Raw genomic sequence first — 23,472 nt, 5'->3', positions numbered from 1 at the left:
CGGCCCTTTCTCCTCCATCTCACCTCCCCTCGCCGCATTCCGCTTTTCGGTGCAGCGGCCATCTGTCCACCTGGCACACATTTGTAGGATCCGCCGCCCTACTGTCCTGACCTGCTCAGTTTCGGCACTGAAATGGTCTGTCAAGAGCGCACAGCCGAAGACTCTGTGTCACAAGTGATCGGTTCCGGCTATGCTGCCCGGGGCTCGGTGGACCGGACCAAATCTCTTGCCCTGCCGCCGACTTGGGACCACCCGTGCGGCGGGGCGAGCTCCCCAGGACCTTCTGCTGCAGCCCCCTCGCACCGCCTGCTCACCAGCTTTTCGATTGATTTGAGGATCCTGATGGTTCGTGCTGGATCGTCACCCGGAGATCAGGGGTCCGGCGGCCCGGTACTCGTCTGGCTGCTGCCCGCCCTCGCGACGGCCGTGGCCGCAGGCATCGCCGTCCCCCTGCTGCCGGAGGACGCCCGGATCGCGGTCTCCGTGTGCGGCCTGGTCGCAACCGTCGCGGTCGCCTTGGTCGCCGCCGAAGTGGCCCGCCGCGGGCGGGCGCTGGCGGCTCTGCGCGCTCAGCATGCCCAGCAGCTGTCCGTACTCCAGGCCCGGCTGCACCAACAGGAGCTTGCCACCGTGCAGTTGGCCAAGGAACGTCTGCCCGAGGCGGTGGAGCGTCTCCAGGAGGGCGAGTTCGCCGAGGACGTGCTGCAGTCCATGCCTCGCGCGGAAGGGCTGAGCAGCGAATTCCAGACCGCACACCAGCAGTTGCTGCGTTCGGTCGTCGAGGCGGTCCAGGCCGAGGAGACGCTCCGCGACTCGGCACAGCGCGGCGTCGTCAACGTCGCACGGCGCGTCCAGGCCATCGTCCACAGGCAGGCGACCGACCTGCGCGGCATGGAGGACAGGCACGGCCGGCACCCGGACTTCTTCGCGGACCTGCTGCGGCTCGACCACGGCACGGCGCTCATCGGCCGGCTCGCGGACAGCATCGCCGTGCTCGGCGGCGCCAGGCCGGGCAGGCAGTGGAGCAAGGCAGTCCCGGTCTACAGCGTGCTGCGCGGCGCGATGTCACGCGTGCTGGACTACCAGCGCGTCGAGCTGCACTCCGTCGCCGACGTCGCGGTCGTCGGCCCCGCCGTGGAACCGCTCATCCACGCGCTCGCCGAACTGCTCGACAACGCCACGCGCTACTCGCCGCCGAGTGCCCGCGTCCATCTCACCGCGGGCGAGGTGCACGCCGGCATCGCCATCGAGATCGAGGACGGCGGTGTCGGGCTGAGCGAAGAGGCGCGTGCCCGGGCCGAGTTGAGACTGAAGGAAGCCCAGGCCGGCATCGACCTCAACGACCTCGGGGAGTCGCCGCGCCTCGGGCTCGCCGTGGTCGGCCGGCTCGCCCAGGCGTACGACTTCCAGGTCTCGCTGCCACCCTCGGCGTACGGCGGTGTGCGTGCCGTCCTGGTCGTACCGAAGAAGCTGATCACCACCGCGCCCGCGTCGGGACGGGCCCACGGCATCGGAGCGGGCCCGGGGCAGGAGGCAGCTCGCCAGGACGCGTTCGGTCAGGCAGGACCTGCTCAGGCAATGCCCGCTCAGGCGGAGCCCGGCCAGGCTGCTCCCGGTCCGGCCGCTCCCGGTCGGGCCGCTCCCGCCGCCGTCGCCTCCGCGAACAGCGCACCCTGGCACGAGACCGCGCCCGCGTCCTCCGCCGGCTCCCCGGGCGGTGAACATCCCACGGAGGCGCAGCGGATGCCGCGTCACGAGCCCTGGCTTCCGGAAACCGGCCCCGCACGGCAGGAAGACGAAGTGCAGGACGAGACGCCGCCAGTGATCGAACGCAACGCCAACGGGCTGCCCCAGCGCCGCCGCCGCACCCCGAACCCGGACGCGCGCCCGGGCGGCGCCGGGCGGGCCTCCGCCACGCCTCCCGCGCAGCCCGCGGCGGACGAACCGGCACCCGGCCTGTGGATGGCCGACCTGCAGAGCGGACTGTCCGGCCGGACGGGCGAGGACGCCAGGACGGACAGCGGCTCCGAGAGCAACCAAGACACGTCGTCGGATGAGGGTGAGTGAACGATGGAACGACGTGCCGACATGGACTGGATGCTCAAGGATCTCGCGGAGACCGTTCCGCAGACCCGCCACGTGCTCGTGCTCTCCTCCGACGGGCTGTGCATGGCCAAGCACGGCACCGACACCGACACGGCAGACCGGCTCGCCGCGATCGGGTCCGGTCTGCAGAGCCTGTCCTCCGCCGTGGCCTCCGAATTCCCGCACAGCGACGGGCGGATGCGCATGGTCGTCATCGAAGTCAACGGCGGATTCATGTACTTGATGGCGGCCGGTACCGGTGCGCACCTCGCCGTGCTCGCGGACGAGGGTGTCGACGCCGGACTGGTCGGCGGTCGCATGAGGGACCTGGTGGCGCGCATCGGCGAACACCTCACCAGTCCCCCGCGCGACGGCGGATTGGCCGTATGAGCCAGGAGGTTCCGGGGTGGGACGAGAACGGCCCCGAGCGGCTTTATGTGATCACCGGTGGACGCAGCGACCCCGCTCGGCAGACGGGTCTGGACCTGGTCACGTTAATCGTGGCCAGGGCCGACCCGCAGGTGGGGATGCAGCCTGAGCACGCGTCGATTCTGCGCGTGTGCAACTCCCCGCTCTCCGTGGCGGAGATCTCCGCGTACCTGGGGCTTCCCGTGAGCGTGATCACCGTCCTGCTGGCGGACCTGCTCACCGAGGAACGGGTCGAGGCGCGATCGCCCGCCCCGTCGCTTCCCGACATCGAACTAATTGAGGCGGTGATCCATGGACTCCGGAATCTCTGACACGACCACGGGGCCGCGGAGCGAAGACAGACTGCCCTCCTCGGCCAGCTCCGCGGTGAAGGTCGTGATCGTGGGCGGCTTCGGTGTCGGCAAGACGACCCTGGTCCGTTCCGTCAGCGAGATCCGTCCGCTGACGACGGAAGAGACGATGACGCAGGCGAGCGAGAACGTCGACGACACCGCCGGCGTGGAGCGCAAGACCGCCACGACGGTGGCGATGGACTTCGGACGCATCAGCCTCAACGAGGAGCTGGTGCTGTACCTGTTCGGGACGCCGGGCCAGCAGCGCTTCTGGTTCCTGTGGAACGGCCTCTTCGACGGTGCCCTGGGCGCCGTCGTCCTCGTCGACACGCGTCGTCTCGAGGTCAGCTTCGACGTGATCGGGCGGCTGGAGGAGTCCGCCGTCCCGTTCGTCGTCGCAGTCAACGCCTTCCCGGAGGCCCCCGATTACCCCGTGGAGGAGCTGCGCAAGGCCCTGGACCTCGACCCGAAGGTCCCGATCGTCGTGTGCGACGCGCGCCAGCGGTCCTCCAGCCAGGACGTCCTGCTGAAGCTGATGCACTACCTGCGCTCGCTTGCTCTCACCTCGGAGGCGAAGTGACCTCTCCACCACCGGACCCGGACGCTCACGGCCCCGACGACCGCGGCCCGTCCGCTCCCGGCCCTGTCTCCCCCGGTCCCGCGTCCCCCGCGGACCCAGGCCCTGCGGCCCCTGCCGCCACCGGCCCCGAGGCCTCCTCCGCCCCGCCGCCCGGCTGTCCCGCACACGGCCTCGGCCCCGGCGGGCTGCGACGTCTGTACGGCCCCGAGGCCGACACCGATCCCATCGCGCTGTACGAGCGGCTGCGCGGCGAGCACGGAGCCGTCGCGCCCGTACTGGTGCCCGGCGACCGCCCCGCGTGGCTGGTGCTCGGGCACCGGGAGAACCTGGAGGTCTCCCGCACCCCCTCGCTCTTCTCCCGTGACTCCCGGCTGTGGCGGGACATGCAGCAGGGGAAGGTACCGCCGGACCATCCGCTGGCGCCGCTGACGATGTGGCAGCCGCTGTGCGTCTTCGCCGACGGCGAGGAGCATGAGCGCCTGCGCAGGGCCGTCACGGAGAGCCTGGCGCGATTCGAGTCGCGGGGCGTACGCAGGTACGTCACGCGCTTCGCGCACCAGCTCATCGACGAATTCGAACCGACAGGCCGCGCCGACCTGGTCGAGCAGTTCGCCGACCAGTTGCCGCTGCGCGTCATCACCCAGCTCTTCGGCATGCCCGAGCACCACGGGCCCCGTCTGGTTGACGCCGCCAAGGACATGATCCGGGGCTCGGAGACGGCGGTCGCGAGCAACGACTACATCACCGAGGCCCTGCAGGACCTGGTGGACCGCAAGCGTGCCTCACCGGCCCACGACCTGGCGTCGATGCTGCTGGAGCATCCTGCCCGGCTCACGAACGACGAAGTACGCGAACACCTGCGGGTGGTGCTCGTCTCGGCCAACGAACCGACCGTGAACCTGATCGCGAACACACTCCGCCTCGTGCTGACCGACAACCGCTTTCGCGCGACTCTGGCCGGGGGGCATATGACGCTGCCCGACGCCCTGGAGCAGGTGCTGTGGGACGAGCCCCCGATGACGACGAATATCGGCCGCTGGGCGACCGGTGACGCGCAGCTCGCGGGCAAGACGATCAAGGCCGGAGACATGCTGCTCCTCGGCCTTGCAGCCGGCAACGCCGACCCCGCCATCCGTCCCGACAAGTCCGCGCCCATGTACGGCAACCGTTCGCATCTGGCCTTCAGCGGAGGTCCCCACGAGTGCCCGGGACAGGACCTCGGCAGGGCCATCGTGGACACGGGAATCGACACGCTGCTCGGGCGGCTACCGGATCTCCGCCTGGCCGTTCCGGAGGAGCGTCTGACCTGGGAGACCGCGCTGATGTCGCGTCGGCTCATCGAGTTGCCGGTGGAGTTCGCGGCGCGCCGCGGCAACCGCAGCACCCGGCAGGGCCCGGGCGTGCCCTCCGTCGAACTCCCCCCGTTGCGGCCGCAGGAGCCTGCTTCGATGCCCATGCCTCCGGAGGCGCCGCCGACCGTGCACGCCTCCTGGTGGACGTCGCTGAAGCGAAAGCTGCGGGGACGGTGACCGACGGCAGAAGCCGGCGCTCGCCCGGAATGTCGTCAATGCCCGGCCTCATTCAGCCACTGGCGTCAACTCGCCTCACAGCAGCGTTAGTTGAACGTGTAATCGCGGGTGACCTGGGGCAAGGCTCCCTGTGGCCTTGACCGCTCGGCAGCGTGTCACGCCTGTTCTCCGTGGCCGGATAGCCCCTTGATGAAGTGGTGATGTCCATGTAGCAGACGGTGACGACCCGGTCTCCGCCGGTCGCGGGAACGCGTCGTCTCCGCAGCTAGTGCGTGGTATTGGCTGATTTCTGCCCAGGTCAGGAGGTCGCGGGTCGGACCGACTGCCGAAGCGGCTGAGTGGACGGCGGCCAGGCGCCGCCCGACGACTGAGGTGATCGACAGTGGAGCACGGCTTGATCGTGCCGCCCCTTTTCTCCCCCATACCGCCCGCGATCCATCCCCGTCACGAGGCGATCAACGAACGTACAACCGCCTGGGCGAACGCCTTCTCCATCGGCTCGCCGGAGCTGCGCGAGAAGCTGGTCGTGCACGACATCGGCACTTTCGCCGCCCGGGTCCTGCCCGAGGGCCGCGAGGAAGTCGTGTCGATACTCGCGGACTTCATCATCTGGCTCTTCGGGGTGGACGACGGCCTCTGCGAGGAGGGCGAACTCGGCAAGGACCCGGCCGGGCTGGTCGGTGAGCTCTCCCGCATGCTGCGCGTTGCACAGAACCCGGACGTGCCGATGCTCTCGCAGAACGCCCTGGCCGAAGGTCTGAGAGATCTGCGGCACCGGGTCTCCCGGCACGCGACGCCGGGCCAGGAGGCCCGCTGGGTGGACGCGCTGCGCGAGTACTTCCTCTCGGTGGTGTGGGAGGCCTCCCACCGCAGCAACGAGACCGTCCCCGACCTCAACGACTACACGCTGATGCGCCTGTACGACGGTGCGACGTCCGTCGTACTGCCGCTGCTGGAGATGGGCCACGGCTACGAGCTGCACCCCAACGAGCGGGACAGCACCGCCGTCCGGGCCGCGGCCGAGATGGCGTACTTCATCATCACCTGGGACAACGACCTTTTCTCGTACCACAAGGAGAGCAGGGCACAGCGCTACTACCTCAACGTGCTGCGCGTGCTGGAGCACGAGCAGCAGCTCTCCCCGGCCCAGGCGTTGACGCGCGCCGTCGCCCAACGCGACCGCGTGATGTGCCTGTTCCTGCGCCTGCGGGACGAACTCGCCGCCAGGGGAAGCCCCCAGCTGCGGCAGTACCTGGAGAACCTCGGGACGTTCATCCGGGGAGCCCAGGACTGGGGCATCAGTTCACACCGCTATACGACGCCTCACGACCCCGCCGGACTGCCCTCGACGTTCTGCGACACCCCCACCGACGCCAGCGACGAGGCGCTGGACATCCCGGCCGTCGCATGGTGGTGGGACGTGCTCCCGGAGAGGGAATCGTTTCAGCCTGCGTTTGGCGAATTCCGCCCGTCCGCGACTGTCTGAGCCCGACAGCCGCCTGAGCCCGACGACCGCCTGACCGCTTGACCGCCTGGACCGCCTGAACCGCATCCGGCCGAGGCCGCCGGCCCCTGTCCTCCCCACCGGACAGCAGCGGTCCGCTTCACGGATCACCGAACTTCACATCGGCTGCACCTCCACACCGGACCCCCCCCACCTCCCGCCCGAAGGAGCTGCGAACGTGAGTGCTGCACTGAAGGCTGTTCCACGAGCCCCCAAACACCTCCCCCTGATCGGTCATGCCCTCCCGCTGCTGAGGCATCCTCTCGACTTCATGAAGTCGCTCCGGGACACGGGCGACCTGGTACGCGTCGACGTCGGCACCCTGCCGGTCTACTTCGTCACCAGCGCGGAGCTCACCCACGAGCTGCTGGTGACCAAGGCGCGCAACTTCGACAAGGGACGGTTCTTCGTACGCGCACGAGTCCTCGTCGGGGACTCCCTGCCCACGGCGCCCTCCACGATCCACCGCACCCACCGTCGGCTGATGCAGCCGATGTTCCACCAGGCCCGCATCGCCGGCTACGCGAAAGTCATGGCCACCCGCGCACAGGCCATGGCCGACGGCTGGAAGCCCGGTCAGACGGTCGCCGTCGACGTGGAACTGGCGCAGTTCTCGGTCGCCACACTCGCCGAGACCATGTTCTCCGCGGAGATCAGCCGCCCAGCCGCCGACGCCGTCATCCGCGACGTACCGATCCTGCTGAAGACCGCGCTGATAAGGGCCGTGACGCCCAGGCTCCTCGACAGGCTGCCGATCCCCGCCAACCGTCGCTTCGACACCGCCGCGACGCGCCTGCGGAAGGTCATCGACGACGTCATCGAGCTCTCCCACCAGGAGGGCGACGAGGAGAACGCGGATCTCCTCTCACTGCTGCTCAGCGCCCGGGACGCCGACACCGGCGAGAGGCTCAGCGACCGCGAGGTGCGGGACGAACTCGTCGCGATCATGTTCGCCGGCACCGAGACGACGGCTTCGACGCTCGCCTGGACCTTCCACGAACTCGCAACCCACCCGGAGGTCGAGAAGAAGCTGCTGACCGAGATCGAATCCGTGATCGGCGACCGTCCGGTCACCTTCGAGGACGTGCCCAAGCTGGAGTACATGGACCGCGTGCTGCGCGAGATCTCCCGTATGCACTCCGTACCGCTGCTGATGCGCCAGGCCACCGCGCCCGTCGAACTGGGAGGCGCGAAGCTGCCCGTCGGCACCGAGCTCGCCTTCAGCCTCTACGCGCTCCACCGCGACGCACGCCTGTATGAAGACCCCGAGCGCTTCGACCCGGACCGATGGCTTCCGGAGCGGAGTGCGAGCGTGCCGCGCGAGGGCTACATCCCCTTCGGCGCGGGCAACCGCAAGTGCATCGGCGACGGCTTCGCCTGGACGGAGATCGTGATCACGCTGGCGACCGTCCTGCGGCGCTGGAAGTTCCAGCGGGTGCCGGGCCATACCGTCCGCGAGGTCGCCTCGGCCGTCGCGCACCCCGAAAGCCTTCCGATGACGGTCGTGCCGAGGCAGGAATGAGGCAGGGCCGAGCACGCTGAGACAGGCCCCGGCGGGCTGAGCAGGGCCGGAAGGTGGACCGCTCCCCGTCCGCCGGGTCAAGGTGGGGCATGCTGCTCCGCCAGTTGGAATACCTGGTCGCGCTCGCCAGGGAACGTCACTTCGCCCGCGCGGCGGCCGCGTGCTTCGTCTCGCAGCCGTCCCTCTCGGCGGGCATCCGCAAGCTGGAGCGCGAGCTGGACATCCCGATCGTCCAGCACGGCCCGCGCTTCCAGGGCCTGACCCCGGAGGGCGAACGTGTCCTGCTGTGGGCGCACCGCATTCTGGGCGACCGCGACGCTCTCCAGCAGGAGGTCGCCGCGATGCACGGCCGGCTCACCGGCACGCTGCGCCTGGGCGCCATCCCCACCGCGCTCACCGTCTCCTCGCTGCTGACCACGCCGTTCTGCGAACGGCACCCGCAGGCGGGCGTACGTCTGGAGTCGCTCTCCTCGATCGAGATCATGCGCCGGCTCGCCGAGTTCGAGATCGACGCGGCACTGACGTACCTGGACGACGAGGACCTGCAGGGCGTCCACAGACTGCCGCTGTACGAGGAGCGCTACGTACTGCTCACGCCCGAGGACGAGCCGCTGGCCGCCCACGACGAGGTGAGCTGGTCACAGGCCGCACGGCTCCCGCTGTGCCTGCTCTCGCCGCGCATGCGGAACCGCCGCATCCTCGACGGGCTCTTCGACGCGGACGGCGCGGCCGTCTCCCCGGCCGTCGAGTCCGACACGGTCGACGGCCTCTACGCACACCTCGGCTCGGGACGCTGGTCGAGCGTCATCTCCCACGCGTGGCTGCACATGTTCGGGATTCCGGCAGGCATGCGCGTGGTGCGGCTGCACGGCGACGGCGAGGCCGCGCACAGGCCGCGCGTCGGCCTGGTCTTCGCCGCGCACGAGCCCCGCCCGGCGATGGTGCGGGCCCTGCTGGAGGTGGCGGAAGGGGCAGGCGTACGGGACGCGCTGGACGAGCTGCTCAGCGTCCACCTGGGGTCATAGGCACCGGCTATGCCGCGATAGCGAGGTTCGCTTTGACCGCCCGCACGGCACGCGGAGATTCTGATGGTGCGCTCGCGACCCTGCTCCGCCGTCTCGCGGTATCCCGGAGCGGACACGAGAGCCCGGCGGCGCCCCGGCCGCCACCGGCCCGCCCCGGCCGGTGGGGGCCCCGGGCCCGAAGGGGCCCACGAGGGTCCGCTCGTGATGTCCGTCCGCGAGGTCTTCCGCCGCCCGCGGCGCCTACTCGTACATCACGTACTCCGGTTCGGGGCGGAGCTTGAGGACCTCCTTGGGCTTCATCAGACGGGAACCCTCGGTGTCCTCCTCGTAGAAGAGCTTGAAGCCCGTGTGCACCCCGTCCGGCATGCCGTCGACGAGCTGCCGCCACGTGGCGCGCTTGAGTTCCGGGGAGCCGATGCCGTCGGCGCTCTTTATCAGCGGGACGCCCTCGGCCGGGCGCAGCTCCTTCTCCTCGCTGACGACGGACGTGGCGACCTGGTGGAAGACGAGCGGCTTGTGCGGCAGGTCGTGGGTGCGGACGAGTTCCGACAAGTAGTCGGAGATGTCGTTCAGTTCACCGCCGGAGGTACGTCCGTAGGTCTCTCCCGGTGTCTCGCCGGGGCCCATGTCCCACTCCGGGTCGAGTGCCACGCCCACGTCGGGGTGTTCCAGCCAGTCGCTGAGCGCCTGGACCTCCTTCAGCGGCGCGGCGCGCCCCGGCTGGATGTTGAGCAGCAGCAACGCGTCGCGTTCGCGGGCGAGTTCGTGGAAGCGGCGGATCGTACTGCCGGGGGTGCGTGTGCGGTACGTGCCGTCGCGGCCCGCGTCGGGATTGGCCACGGCGGCCAGCAGTTCGAGTACCGGCAGGGGCTCGCGGCCCCCGGCGTACTCGTCCGCCTTCTTCTCCATCTCGGAGACCCGCTTGCCGGGGTCGCCGTCGCCGAGCCTGCCCAGGGCGGGCGCCCCGGGCAGTCCGCAGTAGCCGACCAACCGGTAATGGGGAAACAACTCCCGCCCGCCACGCGGGAGTTGCGGCCGCTTTCGCGTTTTCCGCGGCGACGGCGACCGGGACGGCGACGCGCCGCCGCCCTTCCCGGTGCCCGAACTCCCGCCGGGCTTGGGGTCGTCGGGCCGTGCGGAGGAGGACGTGCCGCAGCCCGTCAGGACGCCGAGCCCGGCGGCCGCAGAGGCGGCGAGCAGTCCGCGGCGGCTCGGCGGCTCAGGCGGACCCGTCCGCAGCCGCCGGAGGCTCTCCCCGCCCTCCTGCCGGCGGGCGTCCCGGGAACCCCCGAACCCGCCCTGCCCGCCCGGTACTTCGCCACCGGGCTCCTCGTGTGCCGCCGGCTCACCGGTCTTCTCGCCAGCCACGTCGCCTCCGTCCGTCGATTGCCAGACGCTCGTACGGGCGCGACAAGCGCGGTGCCCGGCGCCGTGCCGTGCGCTGTGCTGTGCGCGTCGCGCCCGGTTCACATGCCCGTACGCCCCGTCCCGTCCGCATGTCCCGTCCGCCCGCCGCCGAAACGATGTTGCTGCCGTCCGTACCGCCTCCCGCACGACGGCCGCCCCGGCCCGCGGCGCAGAATGGGCACATGACGCAGAACACGGATGGCATGCCCGAATGGGAGAAGCGCTTCCGGGCGCCGCGGGTCTCGCTGCCCGACTGGGCCGAGGACGCACCCGACCGCTCGCTGTACGTCTCCAACGTGACGGGCACGTTCGAGCTGTACGCGTGGGACCGGGCCACGGACGGACACCGGCAGGTGACGGACCGCCCCAACGGGACAACGGACGGAGTGCTGACGCCCGGCGGCGACGAGATCTGGTGGTTCTCGGACACCGACGGTGACGAGTTCGGGATCTGGATGCGGCAGCCCTTCAAGGGCGGCGACGACGAGGCCGCGGTCCCCGGACTCGCCCCGTCCTTTCCCGCGGGCCTGGCGATCGGGCGGGACGGCACGGCCGTCATCGGCCGGTCGACCGACGAGGACGGGACGACGATCCACCTCTGCCGCCCTGGTGAGAAACCCGCGGAGATCTACCGGCACCGCGAGTCCGCGGGAGTGGCCGATCTCTCCCACGACGGGACACTGCTGGTCGTAGAGCACACCGAGCACGGCGACGCGATGCACTCCGCGCTGCGCGTGATGCGCCCCGACGGCACCACCGTCGCCGAACTCGACGACAGTGAGGGCGGCACGAAGGAACTGGGCCTGTCCGCACTGGGGTTCGCACCCGTCGCCGGCGACTCGCGGCTGCTGATCGCGCACCAGCGCACCGGCCGCTGGGAACCGGTGATCTGGGAGCCGCTCACGGGCACCGTCACCGAACTCGCCGTCGACCTGCCCGGGGACGTGAGCGCCGACTGGTATCCGGACGGCAGTTCGCTGCTGGTGTCCCACAGCCACCAGGCACGCAGCGACCTCTGGCGCTACGACATCGGTGCGCGCACGCTGACCAGGGTCGAGACCCCGCCCGGCTCGGTCGCCGACGCGACGGTCCGTCCCGCCGCGGCGGCTCCGGCGCGTACGTCCGGCGAAGCCGCCGCCGGGGTCGAGATCGAGTATCTGTGGTCGTCGGCCGCGCAGCCGCCTCAGGTGCGTTCCGCGGCCGGCGCGGTCGTCCTCGATCCGCCCGGAATGGCGGCCCCGCCGTCCGTCCCGGTCGAGGACGCATGGGTGGAGGGCCCCGGCGGCACCGTCCACGCCCTCGTGCAGAAGCCGGAGGGCGAGGGTCCCTTCCCGACGGTCTTCGATGTGCACGGCGGCCCCACCCACCACGACAGTGACGCCTTCGCCGGCCAGCCCGCCGCGTGGGTCGACCACGGCTTCGCCGTCGTACGCGTCAACTACCGAGGCTCCACCGGCTACGGACGGGCCTGGACGGACGCCCTCAAGCACCGCGTCGGCCTGATCGAGCTGGAGGACATCGCAGCCGTACGGGAGTGGGCCGTCTCCTCGGGACTCGCCGATCCGCAGCGGCTGGTGCTGGGCGGCGGTTCGTGGGGCGGCTACCTGACGCTGCTCGGCCTGGGGACGCAGCCCGGAGCATGGGCCGTCGGCCTGGCCGCGGTGCCGGTCGCCGACTATGTGACCGCGTACCACGACGAGATGGAGGCCCTGAAGTCCCTGGACCGCACCCTGCTGGGCGGATCGCCCGAGGAGGTGCCGGAGCGGTACGAGCTCTCGTCACCGCTGACGTACGTCGACGACGTGCGGGCGCCGGTCTTCATCTCCGCGGGCGTCAACGACCCGCGCTGCCCGATCCGTCAGGTCGAGAACTACGTGGAGCGGCTGGAGCAGCGCGGGGCACCGCACGAGGTCTACCGCTACGACGCCGGACACGGCTCGCTCGTCGTGGAGGAGCGGATCAAGCAGTTGAGGCTGGAGATCGACTTCGCCCTGAAGCATCTTCCTGGTCCGGTGCCGGGTCCGGCGGCCCGTCGGGAGGAGGGATGATGCCGAGCTCGGCGTCCTTCGCCAGCTCGCGGTCACGGCGGAAGAGCCGGAACCACATGAAGACCACGAAGCCCGCGAAGACGAACCACTCGGCCGTGTAACCGAGGTTCTGGAACGCCTTCATGTCGAGGCCGGTGTTGTCGGGACGTACCGGCGGCACCGGCTTCAGCTTCGACCCTGCGGGGACGTGCTGCACGGTGATCCACGCGTCGTGGACGTCGTACGGCACGACGTTGACGAGCGCGGCCGCGCTGATCATGCCGAGCTGCCCCTCCGGCAGGCCGCCGCCCGCCCGCACGCCCGGGCTGCCCTGGGACTCGGACGCCTGGAGCGCACCGGTCACACGCACCTCGCCGCGCGGGGGCGGCGGGACGCGGGAGGCGTCGGCGTCTCCGGGCAGCCAGCCGCGTACCACGGGGAGCGCCTTGCCGTCGCCTGCTCCGGTGCCGGCGTCCTCGCCCCGCCCGTCGCCGGCCTGCGTACGCAGCAGGGACAGCGCGTAGAAGCCCCGCTTGCCGTCGAGGTTCCGGCCGGGCACGAGCAGCGGCCGCGAGGTGTCGTAGCGCCCGGTGGCCTCCGCCGCACGGCCGCTGGTCTCCACGGAGACGGGCAGCAGCCGGGAGAGCGGTTCGGGCTCGGCGCGTTCCGCGCCGGAGACCGTCCTCTGCTGCTCCTCATGGCTCTCGACGCGCGCCTCGAAGCGGGAGAGCTGCCAGCTGCCCATGAAGAGACAGACCGGGATCGCAAGCACGGAGAAGAGGTTGATTCCCCACCACCGCGGGGTCAGCAGAAACCGGTACACGGCTCCACGGTACGGGGCTGCGGAACCGGCGGAGTGCGTGGGTCGCGGGCGCACCGGGGCGCACCGTCCGGCTCCGCCCTCGGTCCGCCCGGGCGGGCGGCCGGGCGGCCGGGCGGGCGGGCGGCCGGGCGGTCAGTCGGTCGGTCGGTCCGTCGTCAATCGGTCCGTCGGCCGGCAAGCCCGTCAGCCGGCCGCCATCACGCCCGTGCGGTACAGCGTGCCCGCGCAGGCGCCCTTGAGCTCGGTGCCCGCCGCCACGGGGTCGCCGACGTCCGGGGTGTGGCTGACCACGACGCTGGCCTGACCCTCGGAGCCGTCGTCGTCTCCGCCGTCGTCGCCACCGTCGTCGCCGCCGTCGTCATCGTCGCCGTCGTCTCCGCCGCTGCTGTTGCCGCCGTTGCCCGTCCCGTTGTTGCCACCGTTGCCGTGGCCGCCCGAGTTGCCGTTGTTGCCGCCCTGGCTGCCCCCGGGGCCGTCGCCGTCGGCGGACTTCGTCTCGGACTTCACCTGCGGGCACTCGCTGGGCACCCAGGCCCACTTGACCTCGTACGCCTGTCCCGGCTTCAGCACGAGCTGGCTCGCGGCGAGGCTCGGGTCGGGCAGCCCGGTGGCGGCGTCGCCCGCGGTGTGGTCGAGGACGTCGATGCGGCCGACGTCGGCGACTCCGCGTGCGGACGCACCCACGATGCCTTCGCCTTCGACCGTGCACGCCTCGCCGGAGGTGTTGACGACCCGGAAGCTGCCGTAGACCTTGCCGCTGGAGTCGGGGCTGCCTTCACTCGCCGAGCCGTCGCCGAGCTGCTGACGGCCGCAACTCGGGGCGCTCGTCGCGATGTCGTCGTTCGAGTCGGCGCCCTCGGAATCCCTGCCCTCCGTGGGCGACGGGGACGCCGAGCCGTCGCCGGACGAATCGCCGCCCGCGCCGCCCGCCGCACTGCCCGGGCCCTGCGTTTCGCCGGAGCCCCGTGCGCCGCCGGCGCTCTGCGACTGCTCCTGGTTGCCGCCCGCGTTGAACCTGGAGTCGCCCGGCAGCCCCGGAACCAGGCCCGTGCCGACCAGGCCGGGAACGCCCACCCCGACGAGCACGACCGCGGCCGCCGCGCCGACGAGGGCACGGCGCCGGTGCGCCCGGCGGGCCGGGACCGCGTGCCGCAGATAGCTGAGGGATTCGGGAGCGGGCTCGATGCCGCGCACGCTCTGGTGCAGCATCTGGCGGAGCGCCGCCTCGACTTCGCTGTCGTCGTGGCCCCCGCCGTCGCCGTTGCCGCCGTCACCGGTGCCGTCTCCGTGCGCACCGCCTCGTGCACCGCCGCCACCGCCCGTACCGCCGTGGCCGCCGCCCGGGCCGCCCGTACCGCCGGGGCCCCCGGCTGCGGGCGGCAGCCCGGAAGCCGAAGCGCCGGCCGCAGCCGCAGCACCGTCGGTCAGGGTCCGCTCCGCGTCCCCGCCCCGTACGGGCAGATCCGGGCTCGCGGGGCCGTCGGGCCGCGCCGGCTGGTCGTGGTGGCCGGAACGCCCCGGCTCGTCCGGGAACTGCGAACCGTCCGTGTGGTGCGAATGCATGGCTGTAACCGCGTCTCGGACCGCGTCCGGCGCCCCGGGCGCGGGATGCGGAGGGTCAGGGATGTCCGGCTTACGGGGCAGGCCCGGCGCGTCAGGGGACACGGGACCGTCCGGCATACCGGGGAGCCGGTCGGGCAGGTCGACGTCCGGAAGGTCCGGGTCCTCGATCTGGGGAGGGTCGGGGATCTCCGGCTCGTCGTAGATGCCCGGGGTCTCGGGGATCTCGGGAGCCTCCGGAACGTCGGGCATCTCGGGAACGTGGGGCGCCGGCGGAATGTCCGGCGTCGGCGGGACCTCGGGGCTCCGCAGGATGTCCGGCGCGTCGGGGATGGCGGGCATCTCGGCCGGGCCGTGCACGTCTGGAATCTCCGGTACACCCGGAAGGTCCGGCAGGTCGGGTGACTCGGGCGCCTCGTGCGGCGGCAGGTCCGGACTGCCGGGCAGATCGGGGGCTTCCGGCGCGTGCGGGGTCTCCGGCGCGTGCGGCCCGCTGGGCGGACCGGGCTCCTCCGGGCCGGTGCCGCCGCCCTCGCCCTGGTCGCGCGCCGCGGCCGGCGCGGTGTCCTGACGGCCAGGGGACCGGCCGCTCAGGTGCAGGCCCTGTTCGTACGGACCGCCGGGCTCGGACGAGACGTCGGCCAGCTCGCCGGCGCCGGCCAGACGCACCAACTCGCGCAGGCGCTCGCTCAGCACCTGGTCCTGCTCGTCGTAGGCGCTCATCAGGCCGCCTCCATCGCGACCCGGAGCGCGGCTATGCCGCGCGAGCCGTACGCCTTCACGGAACCGAGCGACAGGCCCAGCACCTCGGCCACCTGCGCCTCGGTCATGTCCGCGAAGTAGCGCAGCACCAGCACCTCGCGCTGCCTGCGCTGCAGTCCGCGCATCGCGCGGATCAGTTCGTCCCGCTCCAGCTGTTCGTAGGCTCCCTCTTCGGCGCTCGCCATGTCCGGCATCGGTTTGGAGAGCAGCTTCAGGCCGACGATCCGCCTGCGCAGCGCGGAACGCGAGAGGTTGACGACGGTCTGCCGCAGGTACGCGAGGGTCTTCTCAGGGTCCCGGACGCGCTTGCGCGCCGAGTGGACGCGGATGAAGGCCTCCTGCACGACGTCCTCGCAGGAAGCGGTGTCATCAAGAAGGAGGGCGGCCAGCCCGAGCAGCGACTTGTAGTGGACGCGGTAGGTCTCGGTCAGGTGGTCGACTGTCGTGCCCGCTGCCATCGCGTCGTCAGATTCCGCGCCCTGCGCCGGGACGCGCGTGGGGCGGGTGGCAGACCACGGCGAGATCACCGGCATGCCTCCGGTGCTGATGCCGGAGGTGCCGGGTGCTGTCGCGAGTACCGATCCGAATGCTTCCGCCACGCTTGTTGGACACACACTCCCCCTGCAGGGTTGTACGCGTCTGGCATCGCCGTCGACGATCGTTCGAACGCGCTCATGCGTACCAGCTCTTCCCGGATGCCCCTGTAGTCACGGCGCCTCTCGAATCCAGTCGAGCCCAGGCCTCGAATCCAGGCAGTGGACAGATAGACGCCTCCTGCCCGGCCGCCGGTTGCAGCGGCCGGAGAGGGAAATTCTCGTCCAGGCGTCCCGTGCCCGCCAGTGCCAAGAGCCTTCCTTGGGCCAGAACTTGCACGGATTCGTGTGCGCGGAGGGGGTTCGGCGATGGATACAGCAGACCGTCGACAGTTCTCCCGGATGCGTGTGCGCGCCCTGCCGGCGCCGAAAACCGGTTGTCCGCCGCCGTACGGCGACGCCAGCCTGTACCGGGTGAGCGAAACCACAGCACGCCCGTTCATCGACGCCGCCCTGGTACGGAAGTTGATCGCGGCGCAGTTCCCGCACTGGGCGGACCTGCCGGTCGTGCCCGTCGCCGCCGGCGGCGTCGACAACCGGACGTTCCACCTCGGGGACGCCATGAGCGTCCGCCTGCCGAGTGCCGAGGGATATGCGCCGCAGGTCGCCAAGGAGCAGGAGTGGCTGCCCTTTCTCGCGCCGCAGCTTCCGCTGCCCGTCCCGGCGCCGCTCGCCAAGGGCCTGCCCGCCGCGGGCTATCCCTTCCACTGGTCCGTCAACCGGTGGATCGAGGGCGAGACCGCGCACACCGAACTGGTCGGCGATCTCACGGAGTTCGCCACGGACCTCGCCGGATTCGTCACCGCGCTGCAGCGCGCCGACACCTCCGGCGGTCCGCTCGCCGGAGCGCACAGCGCCTACCGCGGCGCATCGCTCACCCATTACGACACCGAGACCCGGCAGGCCCTCGTCGACCTGGAGGGACGCATCCCGTGTGAAACCGCCGCCGCCGTCTGGGAGACGGCCCTGCGCAGGCCCAGGCCGCCGGAGGGCCCGCCGGTCTGGTTCCACGGCGACATCGCACAAGGCAACCTGCTCGTGCGTGAGGGCCGGCTCGCGGCAGTGATCGACTTCGGCACCTCCGGCGTGGGCGACCCCGCCTGCGACCTCCAGATCGCGTGGACGATGCTGTCCGGCGAGAGCCGCGCCGCGTTCCGCGAGGCGGTGTACGCGGGCGGCCTGCTCGACCCCGGAGCCTGGGCGCGCGGACGCGGCTGGACGCTGTGGAAGGCGCTCATCACCCTCGCATGGGGTACGGACGAGGGCCTGCGCAGCGAGGCGTCCCGGGTGCTCGACGCCGTACTGAGCGAATACGAGGAGGACGAGCAGGAGGACGAGAAGGAGGAGGAGCGGAAGACGGAGGAACAGCCGTCCCGGTCACGGCACTAGACCCTCCTCCGGCGGCTCTCCCCGGTCCCCCGGGTCCGGCGCACGCGTCACGACGCGGCGCGCAGCTCCCTCACGACCCGTTCCGCTATCTGCGCCATGTTGAGCGCAGCGCCCTTGCGCAGATTGTCCGCGCAGAGGAACAGCTCCAACGAATGCGGGTCGTCCGGCGACTGACGTACGCGCCCCGCCCACGTGGGGTCCGTCCCGGCCACGTCAGCGGGCGTGGGGAAGTCGCCCTGCGCCGGGTCGTCGCACAGCACCACACCCGGTGCGTTCGCCAGTACCTCGCGGGCCCGTCCCACCGACACCTCGGTCCCGAACCGCGCGTGCACGGAGGTCGAATGAGCCGTGAGCACGGGCACCCGGACGCAGGTCGCCGCCACGCGCAGGCCGGGCCGCCCGAGCACCTTCCGCGTCTCGTCGCGGACGGTCAGCTCCTGGGACGTCCAGCCGCCCTCGCCCATCTCCCCCGTGAACGGCACGACGTTGAGCGCCACGGGCGTGCCGTACGGATCGCCCGGCCCGGCCGCTCCCGCGGCGACTGCCCTGCCGCGCCCCTCGGCCACGGCTCTGCGGATGTCGCCGGGGTGCCTGCCGAGTTCGGCTCCGGCCGCCTCGGCGGAGGTGACGGCGGCCAACTGGCCCCGCAGCTCCTCCACTCCGGTGCGCCCGGCCGCGGACACCGCCTCGTACGAGGAGAGGACCAGCTCCGCCAGCCCCCACTCCGCGTCCAGCGCTCCCATCGCGACGATCATCGCCAGTGTGGTGCAGCCGGGGCTCGCGATGATGCCCCTGGGCCGCTCCGAGGCTGCGTCGCCGTTGAGTTCGGGAACGACGAGCGGCACGTCGTCCGCCATGCGGAAGGCCCGCGAGCCGTCGACGACGACGGCGCCCAGCCGGGCCGCGACCGGCACCCACCGGGCCGCGACCTCGTCCGGTACGGCGAAGACCGCCACGTCCGCGCCGGTGAGCGATTCCTCGCTCAGCGCACGCACGGCGGTGTCCTCGCCACGGACGCCCCGTACGCGCCCCGAGAAGCGCGGCGAGGCGATCAGGCGGATCTCGCCCCAGACGTCGGCCCGTTCGGAGAGCAGGGTGAGCAGCACCGTCCCGACGGCACCGGTCGCACCGACGACCGCCAGGACGGGCTTGCCCGCGCGCCCGCCACCGGGGCGGGCCGCACGGGCGGCGGGCGTCACCGCCCTGTGCCTCCGTAGACGACGGCCTCGTCGCTCTCGCTGTCCAGCCCGAAGGCCGAATGCACCGCGCGCACCGCCTCGTTGACGTCGTCCTCGCGGGTCACCACGGAGATGCGGATCTCGGAGGTGGAGATCAGCTCGATGTTGACCTTGGCCTCCGAGAGCGCCTCGAAGAAGGTCGCCGTCACACCCGGGTTCGTCTTCATGCCGGCACCGACGAGCGAGATCTTCGCGATCTGGTCGTCGTAGCGCAGCGAGTCGAAGCCGATGGGCCCCTGCGCCTTCTCCAGCGCGGCGATCGCCTTGCGGCCCTCGCTCTTGGGGAGGGTGAAGGAGATGTCCGTCAGACCTGTCGACGCCGCGGAGACGTTCTGCACGACCATGTCGATGTTGACCTCGGCGTCCGCGATGGCGCGGAAGATCACCGCGGCCTCGCCCGGCTTGTCCGGCACCCCTACAACCGTGATCTTCGCCTCGGACGTGTCGTGCGCCACACCCGAGATGATCGCCTGCTCCATCGACTGATCCCCTTGCCCGCTGTCCTTGCTCTGCCCGCTCTTCAGCGCGGCCTGTGCACCCGGAGTGCCCTCTCCGTGGCCTTCGTACCCACCCGGCGGCTCGCTGCTGACCCAGGTGCCGTTCAGTCCCGAGAAGGACGAGCGGACATGGATCGGGATGTTGTAGCGGCGGGCGTACTCGACGCAGCGGTGCAGGAGCACCTTCGAACCGGAGCTTGCCAGCTCCAGCATGTCCTCGAACGAGATCCAGTCGATCTTGCGGGCCTTCTTCACCACCCTGGGGTCGGCGGTGAAGACGCCGTCGACGTCGGTGTAGATCTCACAGACGTCCGCCTCCAGCGCGGCCGCCAGCGCCACGGCGGTGGTGTCGGAGCCGCCGCGGCCCAGGGTGGTGATGTCCTTGCTGTCCTGGGAGACGCCCTGGAAGCCGGCGACGATGGCGATGTTGCCCTCGTCGACGGAGGTCTGGATGCGGCCCGGCGTGACGTCGATGATCCGCGCCTTGTTGTGCGCGGAGTCGGTGATCAGGCCCGCCTGGCTTCCGGTGAACGACTGTGCCTCGTGCCCGAGGGATTTGATCGCCATCGCCAGCAGTGCCATGGAGATCCGCTCTCCGGCGGTCAGCAGCATGTCGAACTCGCGCCCCGTCTGGACGGGGGAGACTTCCTTCGCGAGATCGATCAGCTCGTCCGTCGTGTCACCCATCGCCGAGACCACGACGACAACCTGGTTGCCGTTCTTCTTGGCCTCGACGATCCGCTTGGCAACGCGCTTGATGCCCTCGGCATCGGCAACGGAGGAGCCGCCGTACTTCTGCACGACAAGGCCCACGTGTGCTCGCTCCTCGAATCTCAAGTCTTCGCGCCCTTCCCCCGCTGCCTGGGCTGCCGGGGGGACTCCCGTCCGGGAATCCACGGGTCGGCTCATTTTACCGAGAAGGCGTCCCGCCCTCTCGTCCAGCAGGCAAACCTGCCCGCTGTCCGGGCGCCCACACGGGAACGTAAGGCAGCTCACACGCGACGCGGTGATCATGCGGGCGCCACGGAGCCCTCCGAGGGGCGAGCGGCGGCCCCCTCCCTCCACAGGATTCGTGTATCACCTCTGGCTTATATAAGCGTGAGCTGGGATAGTGACTCCCGTGCACGCATTGGATGTCCTGGGAGACCCGGTGCGCCGCCGGATACTGGAGCTGCTGGCCGACGGCGAGCAGACCTCCGGTGCCGTCTGCGCCGTGATCCAGGCCGAGTTCGGCATCTCCCAGCCCGCCGTCTCCCAGCACCTGCGGGTGCTGCGCGAGTCGGGCTTCGCCTCCGTACGGGCCGAGGGCACCCGGCGGCTCTATGCCGTCGAAGCCGCTCCCCTGCGCGAGATCGACACATGGCTGGAGCGCTTCCGCGGCTTCTGGGAACAGAGGCTGGACGCGCTCGGCACGGAGTTGGCGCGCGGCAAACGCGAACGCCGCAGGAAAGAAGCCGGAGCCGCGGGCGCGGACCCCGGCAGCGAGGAGCAGTGATGAGCGACATCGTCGACCAGATCAACGACGTCCACCGGGAAGTCGGCAGCCGGCGCGTGGGCGAGCCCGAGGAGGAGGCCCGCACGGTCCTGCTGCGGCGTACCTACGACGCCGCCGTCGAGGACGTCTGGGACGCCTGCACCACCAAGGAACGCATCAGCCGCTGGTTCCTGCCCGTCAGCGGCGACCTGAAGCCCGGCGGGCACTACCAGCTGGAGGGCAACGCCGGCGGCGAGATCCTCAAGTGCGAACCGCCCCGGCTGCTGAAGGTGAGCTGGGTGATGGGCGAGAGCCCCGGCCTCAGCGAGGTCGAGGTGCGGCTGACACCCGGGGGCGAGGGGGAGACAGTCCTCGAACTGGAGCACGTCGCGGTCGTACCGCCGGAGTTCTGGGACCAGTTCGGCCCCGGAGCGGTCGGAGTCGGCTGGGACATGGGCCTGCTCGGACTCGGGCTCCACCTGCGCGGCGAATCGGTCGGCGACCCGTCCGAGTGGGAAGCGACCGACGAGGCAAGGGAGTTCATGACCCGCAGCAGCGAGGCGTGGGGCACCGCATACGAGACCTCAGGCGCACCCGCCGACGTGGCCGCGGCAGCAGTCGCCGGCACGACGGCCTTCTACGCACCGCCCCGCGAGGACGACGCCGGCTGACGAGGGGCCGCGGCAGGCACCGGCGGGGGCGGCATACGGGCGTCGGCGGCGGGGGTGCGGGTGCCCCGCCGCCATCGGTAACGGGTTGACCGGTGCATGTCGACCAGCTTTCATGACGGTGTCCCCGGCTGACCGCACGAGCGGCACCGGAGCCCACGGCACACACCCGGGCCGGGCCCGGGAGCCGCGGAGCGGACAGCCGGAGCAACCCCCACGCCACGGCAGAAACGGTGAACACCGATGAGCACGCGCAATCCCACAACCGCCTTCGTGATGCTGACGTCCGTCTGCGTCCTGCTGTCGCTCGTTGTGAAGGAGGCCGCTGCGGTCCTCTGGGGCGCCGGGTCGCTCTTCCTCGTCTGTGCCGTGGTCGCCGCCGTACGGCACCGGAACCGGACCGAGGAGACCGCCGGTTCCCGGTCGTGAACCCGGCACCCGCCGCACCCGGTTGAGAGCAACGGCTCCACGGCCGTTGTCAGTGCCCTCTGCTCCAATTCCGGACAGCGGGACGGACGACGGGGTCCGCCCGGGCAGTTGGAGGACGTCATGGGCACAGCACAGGTGACAGTGGAACGGCGCATCGCGGCTCCGGCCGGCCGCGTTTGGGAGGCGCTGACGGACATCGAGCACAGCGCCGAAGTGATCAAGGGCATCGACCGCATCGAGATGCTCAGCGAAGGCCCCTTCGGCGTCGGCACACGCTGGCGGGAGACCCGCACCATGCTCGGCAAGGAAGCCACCGAGGAGATGTGGGTGACGGCGAGCGAGGCGCCGGAACGCTGCGTCATAGAGGCCGAGTCACGCGGCGTCCACTACACCTCGGAGTTCCTTCTCACGCCCGCGGGCGGCGAATCCACAGACGTACGCCTGACCTTCGGCTCCAGGACAACAGAGAAGGGCGGCCTCAAGGGAGCCGTGATGAAGATGCTCGGCGGGCTCCGCTCGAAGGCCGCGGCCAAGGCACTCGCCAAGGACCTCGCGGACGTGGCCGCGTCGCTGGAGTCCCCGCAGCCGCCGAAGAGTTGAGGGCGCGACACTGGCTGCGAGCCCTCTCCCGTATCAGCCGGCCGCGTCCGGCCCCCGGAGCCGCCCGACGACCCACGGAGCAGTGATGAGCGACATCGTCGACCAGATCAACGACGTCCACCGGGAAGTCGGCAGCCGGCGCGTGGGCGAGCCCGAGGAGGAGGCCCGCACGGTCCTGCTGCGGCGTACCTACGACGCCGCCGTCGAGGACGTCTGGGACGCCTGCACCACCAAGGAACGCATCAGCCGCTGGTTCCTGCCCGTCAGCGGCGACCTGAAGCCCGGCGGGCACTACCAGCTGGAGGGCAACGCCGGCGGCGAGATCCTCGAATGCGAACCGCCCGGACTGCTCAAGGTGACCTGGCTGTTCGGCGACGACGACCCCGACTTCGGAGAGGTCGAGGTGCGGCTGACACCCGACAGCGAGGAACGGACCGTCTTCGAACTGAAGCACGCCGCCGTCGTACCCGATGAGGTATGGGAACACTTCGGCCCGGGAGCCGTCGGTCTCGTCTGGGATCTGTCGGCGCTCGGCCTCCACCTCCACCTGCTGGGCGATCCCGTCGGGGATCTGGCCGCCTGGCGGGAGTCCGACGAGGCAAGGGAGTTCATGACCCGCAGCAGCGAGGCGTGGGGCACCGCGTACCAGACCTCAGGCGCACCCGCCGACGTGGCCGCGGCAGCAGTCCACAACACCACGGCCTTCTACGCACCGCCCCGCGAGGACGACGCCGGCTGACGAGGGGCCGCGGCAGGCACCGGCGGGGGCGGCATACGGGCGTCGGCAGCGGATCGAGGCCGGGCCGCGGCCCGTTGACGCGGCGCCCGGCTTCCGGTCATGTGGTGGTCGACGCCGGCCGGTGGTGCGTCACTCGGCCTTTCCCGGACCGCCCGGCCGGCCGACCTCTCGACGCTCGGGGTCGGTTGCCGGAGACTGCTGGTCTAATTCCGGCCAAAGGGCTGGATGCCGATCCCGGTCCCCTACGGAAGGGCTCGTTC

The 23,472-nt window shown here is 71.2% G+C and carries 21 protein-coding genes; 15 read left to right on the top strand and 6 right to left on the bottom strand.

Annotation, left to right across the window (positions count from 1 at the left end; translation table 11 throughout):
- The first annotated feature begins 342 nt into the window (after window positions 1-342).
- The 8 genes from AN215_RS13550 (at window position 343) to AN215_RS13515 (ending at window position 9,006) form a co-directional block, all read left to right on the top strand.
- On the top strand, window positions 343-2,067 hold the full coding sequence (locus tag AN215_RS13550; protein ID WP_079122951.1) for a sensor histidine kinase: 1,725 nt from the start codon (window positions 343-345) through the stop codon (window positions 2,065-2,067).
- Window positions 2,068-2,070: 3 nt separating this feature from the next.
- Window positions 2,071-2,475, top strand: a complete 405-nt coding sequence (locus AN215_RS13545) for a roadblock/LC7 domain-containing protein (protein WP_245694430.1) — start codon at window positions 2,071-2,073, stop codon at window positions 2,473-2,475.
- Window positions 2,472-2,825: a DUF742 domain-containing protein gene (locus AN215_RS13540; protein WP_070009336.1), complete on the top strand. Its 354-nt coding sequence runs from the start codon at window positions 2,472-2,474 to the stop codon at window positions 2,823-2,825. The genes AN215_RS13545 and AN215_RS13540 overlap by 4 nt, the downstream gene beginning before the upstream one ends.
- Window positions 2,806-3,426: a GTP-binding protein gene (locus AN215_RS13535; protein ID WP_070009335.1), complete on the top strand. Its 621-nt coding sequence runs from the start codon at window positions 2,806-2,808 to the stop codon at window positions 3,424-3,426. Before AN215_RS13540 ends, AN215_RS13535 begins: the two co-directional genes overlap by 20 nt.
- The gene (locus AN215_RS13530; protein ID WP_216093799.1) at window positions 3,423-4,955 is read left to right on the top strand and encodes a cytochrome P450; all 1,533 of its coding nucleotides are present in this window, start codon (window positions 3,423-3,425) and stop codon (window positions 4,953-4,955) included. Before AN215_RS13535 ends, AN215_RS13530 begins: the two co-directional genes overlap by 4 nt.
- Window positions 4,956-5,337: 382 nt before the next feature.
- The gene (locus AN215_RS13525) at window positions 5,338-6,441 is read left to right on the top strand and encodes a selina-4(15),7(11)-diene synthase (protein WP_070009334.1); all 1,104 of its coding nucleotides are present in this window, start codon (window positions 5,338-5,340) and stop codon (window positions 6,439-6,441) included.
- Between the two features lie 196 nt (window positions 6,442-6,637).
- Window positions 6,638-7,981, top strand: a complete 1,344-nt coding sequence (locus AN215_RS13520; protein ID WP_245694428.1) for a cytochrome P450 — start codon at window positions 6,638-6,640, stop codon at window positions 7,979-7,981.
- An 89-nt stretch (window positions 7,982-8,070) separates the two neighbouring features.
- Window positions 8,071-9,006, top strand: coding sequence for a LysR family transcriptional regulator (locus AN215_RS13515; protein WP_070009333.1), 936 nt, complete (start codon window positions 8,071-8,073; stop codon window positions 9,004-9,006).
- Window positions 9,007-9,246: 240 nt separating this feature from the next.
- On the opposite strand, the gene AN215_RS13510 is transcribed toward AN215_RS13515, so the two are convergent.
- Window positions 9,247-10,374, bottom strand: a complete 1,128-nt coding sequence (locus AN215_RS13510; RefSeq protein WP_245694426.1) for a hypothetical protein — start codon at window positions 10,372-10,374, stop codon at window positions 9,247-9,249.
- Between the two features lie 221 nt (window positions 10,375-10,595).
- Here AN215_RS13510 and AN215_RS13505 point away from each other — a divergent pair, with 221 nt between their 5' ends.
- A complete protein-coding gene (locus AN215_RS13505) occupies window positions 10,596-12,461 on the top strand; it encodes a S9 family peptidase (RefSeq protein ID WP_070009332.1) in 1,866 nt (621 codons plus the stop codon).
- On the opposite strand, the gene AN215_RS13500 is transcribed toward AN215_RS13505, so the two are convergent.
- The 3 genes from AN215_RS13500 to AN215_RS13490 form a co-directional block, all read right to left on the bottom strand.
- Window positions 12,373-13,263 (bottom strand): SURF1 family protein, encoded by an 891-nt coding sequence (locus AN215_RS13500; protein WP_070009331.1) that lies wholly within the window; start codon window positions 13,261-13,263, stop codon window positions 12,373-12,375. The two genes, AN215_RS13505 and AN215_RS13500, sit on opposite strands and share 89 nt — an antisense overlap.
- 183 nt (window positions 13,264-13,446) lie before the next feature.
- Window positions 13,447-15,546 (bottom strand): hypothetical protein, encoded by a 2,100-nt coding sequence (locus AN215_RS29205; RefSeq protein WP_107374326.1) that lies wholly within the window; start codon window positions 15,544-15,546, stop codon window positions 13,447-13,449.
- Window positions 15,546-16,118 carry a SigE family RNA polymerase sigma factor gene (locus tag AN215_RS13490; protein WP_070009561.1) on the bottom strand — a complete coding sequence of 191 codons (573 nt, stop codon included), beginning with the start codon at window positions 16,116-16,118 and terminating at the stop codon, window positions 15,546-15,548. Before AN215_RS13490 ends, AN215_RS29205 begins: the two co-directional genes overlap by 1 nt.
- 474 nt (window positions 16,119-16,592) lie before the next feature.
- Here AN215_RS13490 and AN215_RS13485 point away from each other — a divergent pair, with 474 nt between their 5' ends.
- Window positions 16,593-17,567: an aminoglycoside phosphotransferase family protein gene (locus AN215_RS13485; RefSeq protein ID WP_070009560.1), complete on the top strand. Its 975-nt coding sequence runs from the start codon at window positions 16,593-16,595 to the stop codon at window positions 17,565-17,567.
- A gap of 47 nt (window positions 17,568-17,614) precedes the next feature.
- Here the strand turns inward: AN215_RS13485 and AN215_RS13480 are convergent, their stop codons facing one another.
- Together AN215_RS13480 and AN215_RS13475 are read right to left on the bottom strand one after the other, a co-directional pair.
- Window positions 17,615-18,766, bottom strand: coding sequence for an aspartate-semialdehyde dehydrogenase (locus tag AN215_RS13480; protein WP_070009328.1), 1,152 nt, complete (start codon window positions 18,764-18,766; stop codon window positions 17,615-17,617).
- Window positions 18,763-20,115 (bottom strand): aspartate kinase, encoded by a 1,353-nt coding sequence (locus tag AN215_RS13475; RefSeq protein ID WP_070009327.1) that lies wholly within the window; start codon window positions 20,113-20,115, stop codon window positions 18,763-18,765. Before AN215_RS13475 ends, AN215_RS13480 begins: the two co-directional genes overlap by 4 nt.
- Window positions 20,116-20,413: 298 nt before the next feature.
- Here AN215_RS13475 and AN215_RS13470 point away from each other — a divergent pair, with 298 nt between their 5' ends.
- The 5 genes from AN215_RS13470 to AN215_RS13450 all read left to right on the top strand — a co-directional run bounded on the left by AN215_RS13470 (window position 20,414) and on the right by AN215_RS13450 (window position 23,212).
- Window positions 20,414-20,797, top strand: a complete 384-nt coding sequence (locus AN215_RS13470) for an ArsR/SmtB family transcription factor (protein WP_216093798.1) — start codon at window positions 20,414-20,416, stop codon at window positions 20,795-20,797.
- Window positions 20,797-21,447, top strand: a complete 651-nt coding sequence (locus AN215_RS13465) for an SRPBCC family protein (RefSeq protein ID WP_070009326.1) — start codon at window positions 20,797-20,799, stop codon at window positions 21,445-21,447. Before AN215_RS13470 ends, AN215_RS13465 begins: the two co-directional genes overlap by 1 nt.
- Before the next feature lie 240 nt (window positions 21,448-21,687).
- A complete protein-coding gene (locus tag AN215_RS13460; protein WP_070008647.1) occupies window positions 21,688-21,873 on the top strand; it encodes a hypothetical protein in 186 nt (61 codons plus the stop codon).
- A gap of 120 nt (window positions 21,874-21,993) precedes the next feature.
- Window positions 21,994-22,473, top strand: a complete 480-nt coding sequence (locus AN215_RS13455) for an SRPBCC family protein (protein ID WP_070008648.1) — start codon at window positions 21,994-21,996, stop codon at window positions 22,471-22,473.
- A gap of 85 nt (window positions 22,474-22,558) precedes the next feature.
- Window positions 22,559-23,212 carry an SRPBCC domain-containing protein gene (locus AN215_RS13450; RefSeq protein ID WP_070009325.1) on the top strand — a complete coding sequence of 218 codons (654 nt, stop codon included), beginning with the start codon at window positions 22,559-22,561 and terminating at the stop codon, window positions 23,210-23,212.
- Window positions 23,213-23,472 lie beyond the last annotated feature (260 nt).

Origin of the sequence: Streptomyces abyssalis (assembly GCF_001751365.1) — a bacterium.
In the GTDB taxonomy this organism is placed as follows: Bacteria; Actinomycetota; Actinomycetes; order Streptomycetales; family Streptomycetaceae; genus Streptomyces; species Streptomyces abyssalis.
Note: the sequence above shows the minus strand (reverse complement) of the source record. Positions and strands in the feature narration are given on the sequence as shown.

Bases quoted from the DNA above. Each gene is read 5' to 3' on its own strand.
- AN215_RS13550 (WP_079122951.1), top strand. From the start codon at position 343: ATGGTTCGTGCTGGATCGTCACCCGGAGATCAGGGGTCCGGCGGCCCG.
- AN215_RS13545 (WP_245694430.1), top strand. From the start codon at position 2,071: ATGGAACGACGTGCCGACATGGACTGGATGCTCAAGGATCTCGCGGAG.
- AN215_RS13540 (WP_070009336.1), top strand. From the start codon at position 2,472: ATGAGCCAGGAGGTTCCGGGGTGGGACGAGAACGGCCCCGAGCGGCTT.
- AN215_RS13535 (WP_070009335.1), top strand. From the start codon at position 2,806: ATGGACTCCGGAATCTCTGACACGACCACGGGGCCGCGGAGCGAAGAC.
- AN215_RS13515 (WP_070009333.1), top strand. From the start codon at position 8,071: ATGCTGCTCCGCCAGTTGGAATACCTGGTCGCGCTCGCCAGGGAACGT.
- AN215_RS13505 (WP_070009332.1), top strand. From the start codon at position 10,596: ATGACGCAGAACACGGATGGCATGCCCGAATGGGAGAAGCGCTTCCGG.
- AN215_RS29205 (WP_107374326.1), bottom strand. From the start codon at position 15,546: ATGAGCGCCTACGACGAGCAGGACCAGGTGCTGAGCGAGCGCCTGCGC.
- AN215_RS13490 (WP_070009561.1), bottom strand. From the start codon at position 16,118: ATGCCGGTGATCTCGCCGTGGTCTGCCACCCGCCCCACGCGCGTCCCG.
- AN215_RS13465 (WP_070009326.1), top strand. From the start codon at position 20,797: ATGAGCGACATCGTCGACCAGATCAACGACGTCCACCGGGAAGTCGGC.
- AN215_RS13460 (WP_070008647.1), top strand. From the start codon at position 21,688: ATGAGCACGCGCAATCCCACAACCGCCTTCGTGATGCTGACGTCCGTC.
- AN215_RS13455 (WP_070008648.1), top strand. From the start codon at position 21,994: ATGGGCACAGCACAGGTGACAGTGGAACGGCGCATCGCGGCTCCGGCC.
- AN215_RS13450 (WP_070009325.1), top strand. From the start codon at position 22,559: ATGAGCGACATCGTCGACCAGATCAACGACGTCCACCGGGAAGTCGGC.